The sequence below is a fragment of the Nonomuraea sp. NPDC048881 genome (assembly GCF_040649795.1).
Taxonomy (GTDB): domain Bacteria; phylum Actinomycetota; class Actinomycetes; order Streptosporangiales; family Streptosporangiaceae; genus Nonomuraea.
This window is the reverse complement of record NZ_JBEZGC010000021.1, coordinates 98,090-113,024: the sequence shown is the minus strand read 5'-3', so window position 1 is coordinate 113,024 and position 14,935 is coordinate 98,090. Positions and strand designations below refer to the sequence as shown.

Below are 14,935 nucleotides of genomic sequence, written 5' to 3'. Positions count from 1 at the left end.
GGCAGGCCAAGGAGACCAAGAAGGAAACCCGAAGGACCGACGAGGGATGACCCCGTGAGGTGAATCGCGCAGCCGGGGGCCGGCGGCCCTCGGCTGTCCGGTGGAAGAGGAGCTGCGCACATGTCGGCCTATCTCCGCTTTCCCACTGTCTTTCAGGACGTGGTGGTCTTCGCCGCCGAGGACGACCTGTGGATGGTCTCGGCCCAGGGCGGCCGCGCGTTCCGCCTGACCGCCGGGGCGGCCGAGGCCGGCTACCCGCGCATCTCCCCGCGCGGCGACCAGATCGCGTTCGTCGGCCGGGAGGAGGGCCCGGAGGAGGTCTACGTGATGCCGGCCGTCGGCGGCGCCGCGCGCCGGGTCACCTTCCACGGCGCCCGCTGCACGGTCACCGGCTGGGACCACGAGGGCCGCATCCTGTACGCCAGCGACCAGTCCCAGCCGTTCGCCGGGCGCAAATGGCTGCACCGCGTGGCGCCGGGCGGGGTGCCGCAGCGGCTGCCGTACGGACCGGCGAACTCGATCGCCCACGGCCCCGACGGGATGATCGTGCTCGGCCGCAACACCGCCGACCCCGCGCGCTGGAAGCGCTACCGCGGCGGCACGGTCGGCGACCTGTGGATCGACACCGACGGCGACGGCGAGTTCAGGCGGCTGATCCGGCTGCCGGGAAACCTGGCCTCGCCGTGCTGGAGCGGCCGTCGGGTGTGCTTCCTGTCCGACCACGAGGGGGTCGGGAACGTCTACTCCTGCCTTCCGGACGGCGGCGACCTGCGCAAGCACACCCACCACGAGGACTACTACGCGCGCAACCTGTCCGGCGACGGCCACCGGCTGGTCTACCACGCCGGCGCCGACCTGTACCTGCTGGAGCCGGGCGACGGGCCGGGCGACGGGCCGGGCGACGGGCCGGGCGACGGGCCGGGCGACGGGCCGGGCGACGGGCCGGGCGACGGGCCCAGGCGGCTGGACGTGCGGCTGGCCAGCTCCAGGACGCAGCGCAACCGCCGGTTCGTCGACGCCGAGGACTTCCTCGACAGCGCGACCCTCAGCCCGGACGGCAGCGCGCTGGCGATCACCTCGCGCGGCAAGGCGTACGCGATGGCCGACTGGGAGGGCCCGGTGAGCCAGCACGGCGAGCCGGACGGCGTCCGCTACCGCTTCCTGACCTGGCTGAACGACGGTGTGCGGCTGATCGCCGCGGCCAGCGGCGAGTCCGACGAGGAGACGCTGGTCATCCTGGAGGGCCACGAGGGCGGCTGCGGCGTCGAGGTGGCCCGGCTGGGCCGGATCAACGAGCTGGTCCCCGACCCCGCGCACGACCGCGTGGCCGTGGTCAACCACCGCCACGAGCTGTACCTGCTGGACCTGACCACGGGCGCGGCCACGCTGGTGGAACGCAACCCGCACGGGCCCCCCGAGGACCCGGCCTGGTCGCACGACGGCCAGTGGCTGGCCTACGCCGGGCCGCTCAACGCCCAGACGACCGCGATCAAGCTGCACCACCCGGAGAGCGGCCGGACGGTGGCCGCCTCCGAGCCGGTGCTCAAGGACTCGATGCCGGCCTTCGACCCCCAGGGCCGCTACCTGTACTTCATCGGCCAGCGGGTCTTCTCGCCCGTCTACGACCAGTTGCAGTTCGACCTGGGGTTCCCGCTGGGCACCCGGCCGTACGCGATCGCGCTGCGGGCCGACGCGCCCGACCCGTTCGTGCCCGGACGTCGTCCGCTCAACGGCAAGGACGAGGAGGAGGACGAGCCGGTGGAGGCCGTCCGGGTGGACCTGGACGGGCTGGCCGCCCGCGTCACCGCCTTCCCGCTGCCGGAGGGCCGCTACGAGGGGGTGGCCGGGCTCAAGGGCAAGGCGCTGCTGCTGACCAGCCCGCTGGAGGGCGAGAACACCCTGCACCTGTACGACTTCGCCAAGGGCAGGAACGAGACGTTCGCCGACGGCGTCACCGCGTTCGAGCTGGGCCGCGACCACAAGACGCTGCTGTACCGGGCCGGCAGCCGGCTGCGCGTGGTCAGGGCCGGCGAGGTGCCCGAGCACGACGACGACCCGCCCGGACGCGAGAGCGGCTGGATCGACCTGTCGCGCGTCAAGGTGTCGGTGGCGCCGGAGTCGGAGTGGCGGCAGATGTTCCGCGAGGCGTGGCGGCTGCAGCGGGAGAACTTCTGGACCGAGGACATGGCCGGCGTCGACTGGCCGGGCGTGTACCGGCGCTACGAGCCGCTGGTGGACCGGGTCACCACCCGGGGCGAGTTCTCCGACCTGCTGTGGGAGCTGCACGGCGAGCTGGGCACCAGCCACGCCTACGAGAGCGGCGGGGAGTACCGTCCCGGGCCGGACTACAGCCAGGGCAAGCTGGGCGTCGACTGGGACTACCGCGACGGCGTCTACCGCGTGCGCGCGATCGTCACCGGCGACCCGTGGGACCCCGAGGCCACCTCGCCGTTGAACCGTCTGGGGCTCGACGTGCGGCCGGGGGACGCGGTGCTGGCCATCAACGGCGCGCCCATCGGCCGCGCGGCCACCCCGAACGAGCGGCTGGTCAACCAGGCCGGCGAGGAGGTGGAGCTGACCCTGCGGCGCGAGGAGCGGGTGTTCACGGTGACCGTGCGCGCGCTGGCCGACGAGCAGCCGGCCCGTTACCGCGACTGGGTGAATCTCAACCGCGCCGAGTGCCACGAGCGTTCCGGCGGGCGCATCGGCTACCTGCACGTCCCCGACATGGGCACCGAGGGGTTCGGCGAGTTCCACCGGGGCTTCCTGGCCGAGTACGACCGGCATGCCCTCATCGTGGACGTGCGCTTCAACGGCGGCGGGCACGTCTCGGCGCTGCTGCTGGAGAAGCTGGCCAGGCGGCGGCTCGGCTACGACTACCCGCGGTGGGGGGACCCGGAGCCGTACCCGCCGGAGTCGCCGCGCGGGCCGCTGGTGGCCATCACCAACGAGTGGGCGGGCTCGGACGGCGACATCTTCAGCCACACCTTCAAGCTGCTCAAGCTGGGCCCGCTGGTCGGCAAGCGCACCTGGGGCGGGGTGATCGGCATCTGGCCGCGCCACCGGCTCGCCGACGGGACCGTGACCACGCAGCCGGAGTTCTCCTTCGCCTTCGACGACGTCGGCTGGCAGGTGGAGAACTACGGCACGGATCCCGACATCGAGGTGGACATCACCCCGCAGGACTACGCCAAAGGCGTGGACACGCAGCTGGAGCGGGCCATCGACGTCGCCCTGGGCCTGCTTGCCGAGCATTCGCCGCATACGCCGGATCCGTCGCATCGGCCAGGTATGCAACCTTAGGAAGCTCTTGGGCGTCTAAAGATCATAGGCGGGGAAAGCGCACAGGGGATGACATGTGCACTCCGCTCGCGCGCGGCCTGACGACCGGCTCCGCGCGCATGCGAATGCAACCGAGCACAAGGGGGATCGTCCAGGTGCGCGCACTGGCACGCAGGGGGAAGTCGGCGATGGTCCGGTTGTACCGGGGGTACAACCGCCGCAAGGCACGCAACGCGCCGCCGCCGTCGACCGACCGCATCAGGATCCTGCTCCTGCACGCCAACGGCATGGGCGGCACGATCAGGACGGTGTTCAACCTGGCCGGCTACCTGGCCGAGAAGCACGACGTCGAGATCGTCAGCATCCTGAAGGAGGCCGAGGAGCCGTTCTTCCCGATCGACCCGCGGGTGCGCTTCCGCTTCCTCGACGACCGGCTCAAGCCCAGCCCCGATCCGCTGCGGGCGATGTTGTCGAAGTTCCCCAGCAAGCTGATCCCGCCGGAGGAGACGGCCTACCACCGCTTCACCCTGTGGACCGACTACAAGCTGGCCCGCTACATCCGCTCGCTCGACAGCGGCGTGCTGATGGCCACCCGTCCCGGGCTCAACCTGGCCATGGCGCAGTTAGCGCAGCCGGGCGTGATCACCATCGGGCAGGAGCACGTGGCCCTGCGCACCCAGGCCGAGCCGATGCAGAAGCTGATCAAGTGGCGGTACCGGCGGATGGACGCCCTGGTCACCCTCACCAAGGCCGACCTGCGCGACTACCGCAGCACGCTGCCGAAGAAGCCGAAGAAGCTGGCGCGCATCCCCAACGCCGTCCCGCCGATGAGCGGCGAGGTGTCCAGGCTGGACGCCAAGGTCGTCGTCGCCGTGGGCCGGATGACCCGGCTCAAGGGCTTCCACCGGCTGATCACCGCGTGGGAGACCGTCGCCGCCGCGCACCCCGACTGGAAGCTGCGCATCTTCGGCGCCGGGCCGCAGGAGGACAACCTGGCCGCGCAGATCGTCGAGGCCGGGCTTGAGGGCAAGGTGGAGCTGCCGGGGCCGACCAGCGACGTGGGGGCCGAGCTGGAGAAGGCGTCGATCTTCGTGCTCAGCTCGCGGCACGAGGGCTTCCCGATGACGATCCTGGAGGCCATGGCCAAGGGGCTGGCCATCGTCAGCTTCAACAGCCCGCACGGGCCCAAGGAGATGATCACCGACGAGGTGGACGGGCTGCTGGTCAAGCCGCGTACCAACGCCAACCTGGCGGCCTCCATCATGCGCGTCATCGAGGACGAGCCGCTGCGCCGGTCGCTGGCGGCGGCGGCGCTGGAGACGGCGCGCACGTACGACGTGCACGCGGTGGGCCAGAAGTGGGACGAGCTGCTGGACGAACTGGTGGCCCGCCGCAACGGCACGTACGTCCGCCCGCCCCGCCCCGAAGCCGAAGCCGAATCCGGCGAGGACACCGCGCCCGTCGAGGCCACCGGGCCGGCCGGGCCCCGGGCCTAGCGGGGCGGGCGGCACACCGCCGGGCCGGACCTGCACCGGCTCGGCGAAGGGCGGCGTCGAGGGATCTGGCGGCCCGCGGCACCCCTAGGTAGAGTTAGACCATGGGAAGCCTTCCCCGCATGACCATGCCGACCATGCTCGTGCTCCGCGCCCTGCTCGAAGAGCCCACCCGCGCCATGTACGGCCTGGAGATCTGCGCGGCGGCCGGGCTGCCCAGCGGCACCATCCATCCGATCCTGGCCCGGCTGGAGGGCTTCGGCTGGCTGGAGTCGAGCTGGGAGGAACTGGATCCACGCGAGGAGGGCCGCCCGCGCCGCCGCTACTACCGCTTCACCCCCGACGGCGCCCAGCTGGCCAGGCAGGCGCTCGACCGCTCCGCCGCCAAGCGCGCCGCCCTGCGGCTGCGGCCCTCCGGCGGTGTGGCGTGAACACCCTGGCACCGGCCAGGCGCGGCCTGTCCGGCGAGGCGTTACGCGAGACCCGGCGGATCGGCCACCGCCTGGAGGCGGCGAGCGCCGGACTCGCGCAGGTCGAAGCGCCGCTGACCGAGCTGCGCGGACTCGACCTCGGCACCGCCGACCAGCGCGCGCTCGGCCGCCGCCTGCCGGGCGGCGGCCCGCACGGCACCCTCGAACTGCTCACCACCGTGAACCTGCATCTCCGCATCGCGCACGAGGGCACGAACCACCTGATCACGCTCGTCGAACAGGACCTGCGGGGAACGCCGGCCGAGGACTCCGGGCTCGTTCGCGCCTTGGAGGGCCTGCTCGTCCTCGCCCGCTCCCTAGACGCCCGCCTGCGCGAGGACCTGCTCGTCGTCCACCGCCTGTTCCGGGCCGTCGAGACCGCCGTCGTCCGCGACCTGGCGCCCGCCTACGAGACGGCCCGCGCCCTGCTCGGTGGCTTCCCCGGCGCGTGGGCCCTCGGGGCGGGGCTGCACCGGCGGCTCGCCGACCAGGCGGCCACGTTCTCCGCGCAGGACCCGGCGGGCCCACCGCCGCGGAACACCGCGACCGGCGTCGCCGCTGCGCGGGCGGTCACCGCCGCACGCCCGGCGGAGAAGCTCATCGACGTCGAACTCCGGTTGCTGCCACCCGCCCACAGAGCCCGGTACGCCGAGGAGTTCCACGCCGAGCTTCACCATCTCGCGCGGGCCGGAGCCACCCCCGCCGGGCAGTCCCGGTACGCCCTGCGGCAACTGCGCGGAGTGTGGCGGCTCCGGGCGGCCCTGAAGGAGCCGCTGCGTCCCCGATGGTTCCGGCTGCACCGTCTGGCCTGCTGGGTCCTGGGCTCGGAGTGGCGGACGTGGGGCGTGCTGGGCCCGCCGTTGCTGCTGGCGATCGGCAACGTGTTCCTGCAGCAGGGATGGGGATCGGCGGTCTTCACGATCCCGGGCGTCGTCGTGTACTGGGCAGGCGTGGAGAAGCTGCGCGAGCGGTGGGGAGTGCGGGTGAGGCGGCGCGGGGTCGATCAGTGACGGAAGCCTTCCTGTGTCAAATCCGGCGATGGCGGGAATTCTCTAGACAACTTCGCCCGCGGGAGCCACGGAGGGCTGCTTGAGCACGAAGGACGCCATCGCGATCCTCGCCGGAGCCGTCATCGTCGCTTCCTTCATCGGCAGCGCCAAGAGCCCCGCCGCCACCGCCGCCAGCCCCCTCGGCAACGCCAGCGGGACGCTGCCCGGCCTCGCCCCCGTCCTGTCCGACGGCGACAAGGCCAGGGCGCGCGCCCTCATCGGCCGCTTACGCGTCAAGGACCGCGGCCCCAACACCGGCTACGCCCGCAGCCGGTACGGCGAGAACTGGGCCGACACCGCCACCGGCGTCCCCTACGCCCGCAACGGCTGCCGCACCCGCGACGACCTGCTCGCCCGCGACGGCACCGGCGTCGAGTACCGGCCCGGGTCGAGTTGCGAGGTCGTCGCCATGGAGCTGACCGACCCCTACACCGGCCGGCTCATCTCCTGGCACAAGGCCCAGGCCGACGAGGTGCAGGTGGACCACGTCGTGCCGCTCAACTACGGCTGGCGCATGGGCGCGCCGCGCTGGCCGATGTCGAAACGCCTCGACTTCGCCAACGACCCGCTCAACCTGTTACCCGTCGACGGCCGCGCCAACGAGGAGAAGGACGCCTCCGGTCCGGCCGGATGGCTGCCTCCCCAGCGCCGGGTCCGCTGCGCGTACGTCACCCGTTTCGCCCAGGTCGCGCTCAAGTACGACCTGCCCGTGACCAGGGCCGACAAGAACGCCATGCTCGCGCAGTGCCGCTAGCTCGTCCCCCGCCTCAGGGGCCCAGGGAAGAAGAATCCGCCTTACGCGGAAGAGGAGAGAAAGCGATCGTTTTCTCTTCTTGCGAGGATCAATGACGTTAGGCAAGGGACTGCTGGCAGCGGTCCTGGCAGGCACGCTGAGTGTGGGCGCGACAACGGGAACCGGCACGGCCGACGCGGGCCAGGCACGTCCCGGACAGCCGCGCTCCGGCCCGGCGGGCAGTGTGACGCTGCTGACCGGCGACCGGGTCGTGGTCACGGGCAGGAGCTTCCGGGTGGAGCCGGGCACGGCCCGGGAGGTGCACTTCTCCTCCGGCTACCGCGACGGGCACCTGTACGTCGTCCCGTCCGACGCCGCGCCCCTGGTCGCCCAGGGGGTGCTGGACGAGCGGCTGTTCGATGTCACCCAGTTGCTCGCCTGGCGCTACGGCGACGCGGACACGCCCGACATCCCGCTGATCACCCAGTCGCCGCAGGGAAGCGCCCCCGCGCTGCGCGGCGCGGCCACCACCCGGCGGCTGGCCGCCCTCGACATGACGGCCCAGCGGGTGGCCAAGAAGGGCGCGGGCGAGGCGTGGCGGAGCCTGCTCGGCGGGGCGTCCACACTGGCCGCGGGCAAGGGCAGGATCTGGCTCGACGGCCGGCGTACCTACACCCTGGACCGCAGCACCAGGCAGATCGGCGCGACCGAGGCGTGGCAGCGTGGTTTCACCGGACAGGGCGTCACGGTCGCCGTGCTCGACAGCGGGTACGACCCCACGCATCCCGACCTGAAGGACGTGGTCACCCAGTCGCGGAACTTCTCCGACGAGCCTGACATGAGCGATCGAGTCGGGCACGGCACGCACGTCACCTCGATCATCGCCGGCGCCGGCGAGAAGTACCGCGGCGTGGCACCGGGAGCCCGCATCGCCTTCGGCAAGCTGGGCACGCAGATCAGCGACTCCGCGATCCTGGCCGGGATGGAGTGGGCCGCCACGGAGGTCAAGGCCAAGATCGTCAACATGAGCTTCGGCGGCCCCGACGAAGCCGGCCTCGACCCGATCGAGCAGGCGGTGAACACCCTCTCGCAGGCCACGGGCACCCTGTTCGTGGCGGCCGCGGGCAACGAGGGCGAGCAGAGCGGGGGCAGCGTGAGCAGCCCCGGCAGCGCGGACGCCGCGCTGACCGTCGGCGCGGTGGACCGCTCCGACCAGGTGGCCGACTTCTCCAGCACGGGCCCGCGGATCGGCGACCACGCCGTCAAGCCGGACGTCACCGCCCCCGGCGTGGACATCATGGCCGCCGCCGCGGCGGGCACCGCCGACGGAACCCACGTGGCGATGAGCGGCACGTCGATGGCCAGTCCGCACGTGGCGGGAGCGGCGGCCATCCTCGCCCAGCGCCATCCCGACTGGAGCGGGCAGCAGCTCAAGGCGGCGCTCGTCGGCAGTGCCCGTCCGACCGACGGCGCCACGCCGTACCAGCAGGGCACCGGGCGGGTGGACGTGCTCCGCTCGCTGGCCCAGGAGGTGATCGCCACTCCCACCGGCGTGTGGGCCGCCTTCCCCTGGGACCAGCCGGGTGAGCGGCGGGCCACCGGGAAGATCACCTACAGCAACACCGGGGCCACGCCCGTCACCCTGGACCTCGCGGCCGGCTCCGACGTGCTCACGCTGTCGCCGCAACGACTGGAGGTGCCCGCGGGCGGGCAGGCGTCGGTCGCGGTGACCATCGACGCCGAGGGCAAGGGCCCCGGCGACCATCCGGGCATCGTCACCGCCACGGCCGGTGACACCGTGGTCCGCACCCCGGCCGGGGCCTTTGTGGAGCCGGAGTCCCATGACGTCACGGTGACCGTCCAGGACAGGGACGGGGCCGCCACCGAGTATGCGCAGGGCGTCGTCTACGACCAGGCGACCGGTGCGCCGCGCAACCTCGTCTTCCACGGCGGCACGGCCAGGATCAGACTGCCGAAGGGACGCTGGAACCTCTACACCGAGATCCTCGGGAGGGCGGAGCACAGCTTGACGCTCGCGCACCGGCCGTTCGAGGTCGGCGACGCCGACGTGTCGCTGACGGTCGACGGCCGCCAGGCGAAGCGGATCACGTTCACGGTGGACGACCCCACCGCCGTCCCCGATCCCGGATTCGCCCTCTCCGTGGCCAACGGGCCCTGGAGGACCGCGATGATCGCGTTCGGCTACTCCGGCGGCTACCACGTCGTCCCGGTGCGGCAGCCGGGGCTCACCTACCTGGCCCAGTCCACCTGGACCAAGAAGGACACGACGCCCAGCCCGTACCGCTACGACCTCGTCGACCACAGGACGGACGGCTTCCCCGACGCCCCCGGGTACGCCGCGCGGACCCGGGACCTGGTCAAGGCGACCGAGACCTACCGCTCGACCGTCCCGGGCGCCACCGGCACCCTGATCACGGCGCCGGTGCCGCCCGGCGACGCCCTCTCGCCAGGAATGGGCATCTGGGACGACATCCCGCTGCCGAGCAGCGTGACAAGGTACCTCACCCCGGGATTCGCGTGGAACGACGAGTTCGTCACGGGCGGCCTGACCGAGCTCGGCACCGGCCCGGTGCGCGACAGGAACTTCACCCAGGTCTGGAACGCCGCGGTGACCGGCCCCTCGTTCGCCGCCGCCGGCGGCAGCCGGGCCGGCGACACCCTGGCCTTCCCCGCCCACGGGCTGTACAGCAGCGGAGTCGCCGGACGCACCGGCATGGACGCGACCGCGACCGGCACCCTCACCCTGACCGGGAACGGCAAGCAGCTCGCCACGACCGGCATCACCGGCTGCCTGCCCTACCCCGGCCAGGAGTGCACGCTCACCGCCACGTTGCCGCAGGCCGACACCGCCTACACCCTGACCGCCTCCACCCGGCGATCGCAGGCCGAGCTGTCCACGGGCGTCGACGCCGTCTGGACCTTCCGCTCGGCCCGTACGGCCAAGCCCGAGCCGCTGCCGCTGATGGCCGTGCGCTACGCGCCCCAGGGCCTCGGTGACGCCAACCGCGCCAGGCCGGGATCACGGACCACCGTCCCGATCCAGGTCGAACGCGCTCCCGGCGCCGCCGGGGCGGCGGTCTCCTCGATCAAGCTGGAGGCGTCCGCCGACGACGGCAGGACGTGGCGGCCGGTGCACGTCCGGGCGAGCCGATCGGGCTGGACGGCGTGGCTGGACAACCCCACCACCGCGGGGTACGTCTCGCTGCGCGCGACCGTCACCGACAAGGCGGGCAACGGCGTCACCCAGACCGTGACCCGCGCCTACGCCGTGGGCTGACCCGTACGGCCGACAAGCTGAATCACGACGCGTCCGCCCCCCGGGCCTTCCAGCCCGGGGGGCGGACGCGTGCGGGAGAGGAGGACCGTCAGCGGTCGCGATCACCCGCGGGGCTCACGGCATCCCGCCTCAGCTCTTCACCGCGGGAAGCTGGTCCGTCCACTCGGTGGTCACGGAGATGAATTGGGCGCTGAACGCCAGGTCGCCGTCGTCGACGAGGATGAGGTTGGCGCGGACCACCCGGGCCTCCTCGGGATCGATGACCAGTTCGATGTCCGTGTCGCCGTCGGGGTCGGGAATGCGCAGATGCTGACCGCCCTCGACCGCGCCCGCGTTCTCCACCCCCGGTGTCGCGGCGAGCGCGCGGAACGCCGCCGAGCGGACCTCCCCGGGCGCCGGCAGGTCCGTGATCAGCGCGAGCAGGGTGAGGGTGGGATCGCCGCGCATCTCGGACGCGGACATGTCCCTCTCCTGGCCCTTGCGCGCGACGAGCGACGCCTTCAGCGCCTCGGGGTCCGTCGGCAGCCCTTCGAGCTCCTCGAAGCTCACCCTGGCGCCCTTGAGCCTGAGCGTCTTCCCCTCCGGCGCGGGGATGACGGCGCCGGCGGGATCCCCCGGCACGGCCCTGGTCCAGCGCTTGCCGTCGCGCCTGGTCCAGCTCTCTATCGGCGGGGCGTCCGACGAGAGCCACCGGCGCGTGACGTGCCAGTACGTCCCGGAGCCCTGGGGCGTACGTTCCGCGCTGACGGCGGCCATGAGCAGGACCTCCTTGCCCGTGACCGGTGCGCCGTCGTTCGTGGGCGCCCCCGTGGCGAACACGACTGCGGCGACGGCACCGGCGGCGGCCAGGGCCACTCCCGGGACGAACCAGCCGGCGCGCCGGCGCGCCCGGCCCGCCGGCACCCTGCGCTCCAGACGCTCCCTGCCGCGCGCGACCGCCCCGGCGGACGGCTCCGGCTCGTCCAGCAAAGCAGCGATCTCTTCCAGGTCACGCATGAGGGGTCTCCTTGTCGGTGAGGGCGTGGATCTTGGCGCGGGCCCGGCTGAGCCGCGAGCCCACCGTGCCGAGGGAAATGCCGAGCGCCTGGGCGATCTCCAGGTAGCTGAGCTGGCCCAGCGCCAGGAGCAGCAGCACGTCACGCTCGCCGCCGTTCAGCGAGGCGAGCGCCATGGCCAGGTACGGCTGCGCGGTCGCGGCGGTGACGACCCGGTTCTCGTGCCCCTCCACGACCGGCACGGGGCCGAGCCGGGCCAGCGTCCGGTACCGGCGGGCCTCCTTGTGGCGGTGCCGGGCCACCAGGTTCGTGGCGATGCCGAGCAGCCAGGGCCGCAGAGCACCTTTTTCCAGCGCGAAACGGTCACGCCGGTCGAACGCCAGCAGAAACGTCTCGGCCGCGATGTCCTCGGCCACTTGGGCGCCCAGGCGTCCCGCCACGTACCGGTAGACGTCACGGAAATACCGGTCATACACGGCGGTGAACAACTCAGGGTTCCGCCGGTAGCCGGCGACGAGGTCGGCGTCGGTCACCTGCTCGCCCACGTCGGCGGTCATGTGCCCGTCTCCGTCATGAGTGTGCCTTCCGGTGGGTGATCATTGCTTTCACCCATCCTTCGCGGCGCACGCGGCTTTTCTTCCCGCGCGCCGGAAGGCGGCCACTCACCCGGGTCGGGCTAGCGCGGGTCCTCCCAGACGAAGCCGTGCTCGAACGTCTGCTCGGCCAGCGCCTTCTGCCCGGCGAGGTTGGGATGGAAGAAGTCCCACTTGCTGACGTGGTCGAGCGTGAACGGGAAGGAGAAGATCGCGCCCTCGTCGGTGTCGCACGAGGGCCCCATCGCCTCGCACGCCAGCGCCGCCTCCCTGTTGTAGGCCATCACCCGCGCCCGCACCCGGGCCCGCCGCTCCACGTCGGCCTTCTTCACCGAGGCCGGGTCGGCCAGCATGGTCTGGCAGATCCTCCCGACGGTCCAGAACGTACGGGCCAGCGGGTTGCCCTTGCCGACCTGCCACAACCGCCGCAGGTCGGGCACGCTCGCGATGAACACCCTGGCCTGCGGCATGCCGGCACGCAGGGCCGACAGCGCGGCGTCCATGCGCCGGCGGTACAGCGCGACCGGCGTCATCTCCCGCTCGGTGCGCTTGCACGCGTCCTGGGCGCCTATGAGGATCGTCACATAATCGGCCTTCGCCGCGATCGCCTGGTTGACCTGGCCGAGCAGGTCGGCGCTCGTCGAGCCGGGCACCGCGAAGTTCTCCCGGTGGAGCGTTCCAGCCAGGCCCCGCAGCCGGAGGTAGTGACTGTCCACCTGCGCGTTGTCGCCGGCCGCCCAGGAACGGGCCGCGCAGGAGACGTACCAGCCGCAGGAGTTGAAGCCCGTGGAGATCGAGTCGCCCAGCGCCGCCATCGTCTCAGGGACGGGCTGAGCTGCGACGACGGCCTGCGCGGGGCCCGAAGCGGCCAGGACGAGGACGGCGGTGACGACAGGGGACAGACGACCGATCATGGCCCCAAAGGTAGGGAGTCGATCAAGGACGCACCATGACCTTCAGGCGAGGTCTGCCATTTCAGGACCGTCTTCCTATCGCCGCTTGACAGTGCCTCCGCGAGCTGGGCGCCCCCAATGAACGTCAAGATCCGGTTATTTCCTGGCTCGTGGGCAGTAACACCGCATTCACGGGGGTCCGAGTCGAACGTGTTCAGTTCCCGCATAGAGTGTCTTGAGTGAGTGTCGCGCTCGGAACAACCCGCCCGCTACCGGTTCGCACCACCCCTGTCGGCGACCCCGGTGACCTGCTGGCATCCCTCCCGAAGACGGCGCCCTACGCCTGGATCAGGAACGGCGAGGGCCTGGTGGGATGGGGCCAGGCCGCCCGCGTCGCCGTGCCGCCGGGCCCCGGCCGCTTCGCCTGGGCCCGCGAGTGGCTGCGCACCGTCCTCGGCGACGCGCCCGCCGACGACGCCGGGCGCGCCCCCGGCTCCGGCTCCGGCCCCGTCGCCTTCGGCAGCTTCACCTTCGACGAGGACGCCCCCGGATCCGTGCTCGTCGTCCCCCGCGCCGTGCTCGCCCGCCGCGGCGGCCGCGCCTGGCTCACCACCGTCGGCGAGGCCCCGCTGGAGACGTTCAGCCCCATCCGCGAGCCCGGCCGCATCAGCTACGGCGACGGCAGCCTCACCGCCCCCCAATGGGAGCACGTCGTCGCCCGGGCCGCCCGCCGCATCCGCGACGGCGAACTGGAGAAGGTCGTGCTCGCCCGCGACCTGCTCGCCACCGCCGAGCACCCCATCGACGTGCGCCTGCTGCTGACCCGGCTGGCCCGGCGCTACCCCGAGTGCTACACCTTCTCCGTGGCCGGCCTCGTCGGCGCCACCCCCGAGCTGCTCATCCGCCGCACCGGCCAGGAGATCGAGTCCCTCGTCCTGGCCGGCACCACCGCCCGCGGCACCGGCCCGGCCGACGACGTCGCCCGCGGCGCCGCGCTGTTCGCCTCCCAGAAGGACCGCCACGAGCACGAGTGCGCCATCGCCTCCGTGCGCCAGACCCTGGCCCCCCTCTGCTCCTCCCTGCACACCCCCGACGAGCCCGAACTCCTCGTGCTGCCCAACGTCCAGCACCTGGCCAGCCACGTCACCGGGCGGCTGGCCGACGGCGCGTCCGTGCTCGACGTGGTGGCCGCCATGCACCCCACCGCCGCCGTCGGCGGCACCCCGACCGACACCGCCATCAAGGTCATCCGCGAGCTGGAGGGCATGGACCGCGCCGGCTACGCGGGCCCGGTCGGCTGGATCGACGCCCACGGCGACGGCGAATGGGGCATCGCCCTGCGCTCGGGGCTGATCGAGGGCAACCGCGCCCGGCTCTTCGCCGGCGGCGGCATCATGGGCAACTCCGACCCGGCCGCCGAGCTGGCCGAGGCCCAGGCCAAGTTCCGCGTCATGCAGTACGCCCTGGAGGGCTGAGCGGCCTCAGCCGGGCACGTGCACGCCCTCGCCCACCTCGACGCGGGCCCGGCCGGCCGTCAGCGCGGCCACCCACTCGCCGAACGCCGCCACCTCGTCCTCCCCCACCGCCACCGAGAACGTCACCCCGGCCGCGTAGGTCACCTCGCGCAGCGCGTAGCGGGAGGCGCGCAGGTCGTTCTCCACCCGGCCGGCCTGGTCGTGGGCCACCGAGACGCTCACCAGCCTGGCCGGGACCATCCGCACCGGCTCCACCAGGTCGAGCGTCTCGGTCACCGCTCCCCCGTAGGCGCGCACCAGACCGCCCGCGCCCAGCAGGACGCCGCCGAAATAGCGCGTGACCACCGCGACCACGTCGTTGAACCCCCGGCCGACCAGCGCCTGGACCATCGGCGTGCCCGCCGTGCCGCCAGGCTCGCCGTCGTCGTCGCCCTTCTGCAGCCGCCCGCCGATCACGTACGCGGTGCAGTTGTGGGTGGCGCCGGCGTGCTCGCGGCGGCGGGCGGCGATGAAGGCGGCGGCCTCCTCGACGGTACGGGCGGGGGCCAGCGCGCAGACGAACCGGGAGCGGCGCACCTCGGTCTCGTGCTCGACGCCGGTCGCGAGGGTGAGGTACGACTGGGACACGCCCGCCAGGCTACCGCCTTTACGTTG

At 72.7% G+C, this 14,935-nt stretch carries 11 protein-coding genes; 7 read left to right on the top strand and 4 right to left on the bottom strand.

Going from position 1 to position 14,935, the window contains the following annotated elements; translation table 11 throughout:
• Positions 1–120: 120 nt before the first annotated feature.
• From AB0C33_RS43530 to AB0C33_RS43505, 6 genes are all read left to right on the top strand, one after another.
• On the top strand, positions 121–3,303 hold the full coding sequence (locus AB0C33_RS43530; protein ID WP_358299135.1) for a PDZ domain-containing protein: 3,183 nt from the start codon (positions 121–123) through the stop codon (positions 3,301–3,303).
• A gap of 134 nt (positions 3,304–3,437) precedes the next feature.
• Entirely contained in the window at positions 3,438–4,778 is a 1,341-nt protein-coding gene (locus tag AB0C33_RS43525; RefSeq protein ID WP_358299132.1) for a glycosyltransferase family 4 protein, read from the top strand.
• A 101-nt stretch (positions 4,779–4,879) separates the two neighbouring features.
• A complete protein-coding gene (locus AB0C33_RS43520) occupies positions 4,880–5,206 on the top strand; it encodes a helix-turn-helix transcriptional regulator (RefSeq protein ID WP_358299129.1) in 327 nt (108 codons plus the stop codon).
• Complete coding sequence (locus AB0C33_RS43515) at positions 5,203–6,255, top strand: hypothetical protein (RefSeq protein WP_358299126.1); 1,053 nt, start codon at positions 5,203–5,205, stop codon at positions 6,253–6,255. Before AB0C33_RS43520 ends, AB0C33_RS43515 begins: the two co-directional genes overlap by 4 nt.
• A 79-nt stretch (positions 6,256–6,334) precedes the next feature.
• Positions 6,335–7,048, top strand: a complete 714-nt coding sequence (locus AB0C33_RS43510) for an HNH endonuclease family protein (protein ID WP_358299124.1) — start codon at positions 6,335–6,337, stop codon at positions 7,046–7,048.
• Between the two features lie 91 nt (positions 7,049–7,139).
• Positions 7,140–10,325, top strand: coding sequence for a S8 family serine peptidase (locus AB0C33_RS43505; protein WP_358299121.1), 3,186 nt, complete (start codon positions 7,140–7,142; stop codon positions 10,323–10,325).
• A 129-nt stretch (positions 10,326–10,454) separates the two neighbouring features.
• Here AB0C33_RS43505 and AB0C33_RS43500 read toward each other — a convergent pair whose 3' ends face one another.
• From AB0C33_RS43500 to AB0C33_RS43490, 3 genes are all read right to left on the bottom strand, one after another.
• A complete protein-coding gene (locus tag AB0C33_RS43500) occupies positions 10,455–11,321 on the bottom strand; it encodes a CU044_5270 family protein (protein WP_358299120.1) in 867 nt (288 codons plus the stop codon).
• Positions 11,314–11,877: an RNA polymerase sigma factor gene (locus AB0C33_RS43495; protein ID WP_358299118.1), complete on the bottom strand. Its 564-nt coding sequence runs from the start codon at positions 11,875–11,877 to the stop codon at positions 11,314–11,316. The genes AB0C33_RS43500 and AB0C33_RS43495 overlap by 8 nt, the downstream gene beginning before the upstream one ends.
• Before the next feature lie 119 nt (positions 11,878–11,996).
• Positions 11,997–12,827 (bottom strand): SGNH/GDSL hydrolase family protein, encoded by an 831-nt coding sequence (locus AB0C33_RS43490; protein ID WP_358299115.1) that lies wholly within the window; start codon positions 12,825–12,827, stop codon positions 11,997–11,999.
• A 218-nt stretch (positions 12,828–13,045) separates the two neighbouring features.
• Here AB0C33_RS43490 and AB0C33_RS43485 point away from each other — a divergent pair, with 218 nt between their 5' ends.
• Positions 13,046–14,281: an isochorismate synthase gene (locus AB0C33_RS43485; RefSeq protein ID WP_352329030.1), complete on the top strand. Its 1,236-nt coding sequence runs from the start codon at positions 13,046–13,048 to the stop codon at positions 14,279–14,281.
• A gap of 6 nt (positions 14,282–14,287) precedes the next feature.
• On the opposite strand, the gene AB0C33_RS43480 is transcribed toward AB0C33_RS43485, so the two are convergent.
• Positions 14,288–14,908 (bottom strand): YigZ family protein, encoded by a 621-nt coding sequence (locus AB0C33_RS43480; protein ID WP_352364154.1) that lies wholly within the window; start codon positions 14,906–14,908, stop codon positions 14,288–14,290.
• Positions 14,909–14,935 lie beyond the last annotated feature (27 nt).

Bases quoted from the DNA above. Each gene is read 5' to 3' on its own strand.
- AB0C33_RS43530 (WP_358299135.1), top strand. From the start codon at position 121: ATGTCGGCCTATCTCCGCTTTCCCACTGTCTTTCAGGACGTGGTGGTC.
- AB0C33_RS43520 (WP_358299129.1), top strand. From the start codon at position 4,880: ATGGGAAGCCTTCCCCGCATGACCATGCCGACCATGCTCGTGCTCCGC.
- AB0C33_RS43505 (WP_358299121.1), top strand. From the start codon at position 7,140: ATGACGTTAGGCAAGGGACTGCTGGCAGCGGTCCTGGCAGGCACGCTG.
- AB0C33_RS43495 (WP_358299118.1), bottom strand. From the start codon at position 11,877: ATGACCGCCGACGTGGGCGAGCAGGTGACCGACGCCGACCTCGTCGCC.
- AB0C33_RS43490 (WP_358299115.1), bottom strand. From the start codon at position 12,827: ATGATCGGTCGTCTGTCCCCTGTCGTCACCGCCGTCCTCGTCCTGGCC.
- AB0C33_RS43500 (WP_358299120.1), bottom strand. From the start codon at position 11,321: ATGCGTGACCTGGAAGAGATCGCTGCTTTGCTGGACGAGCCGGAGCCG.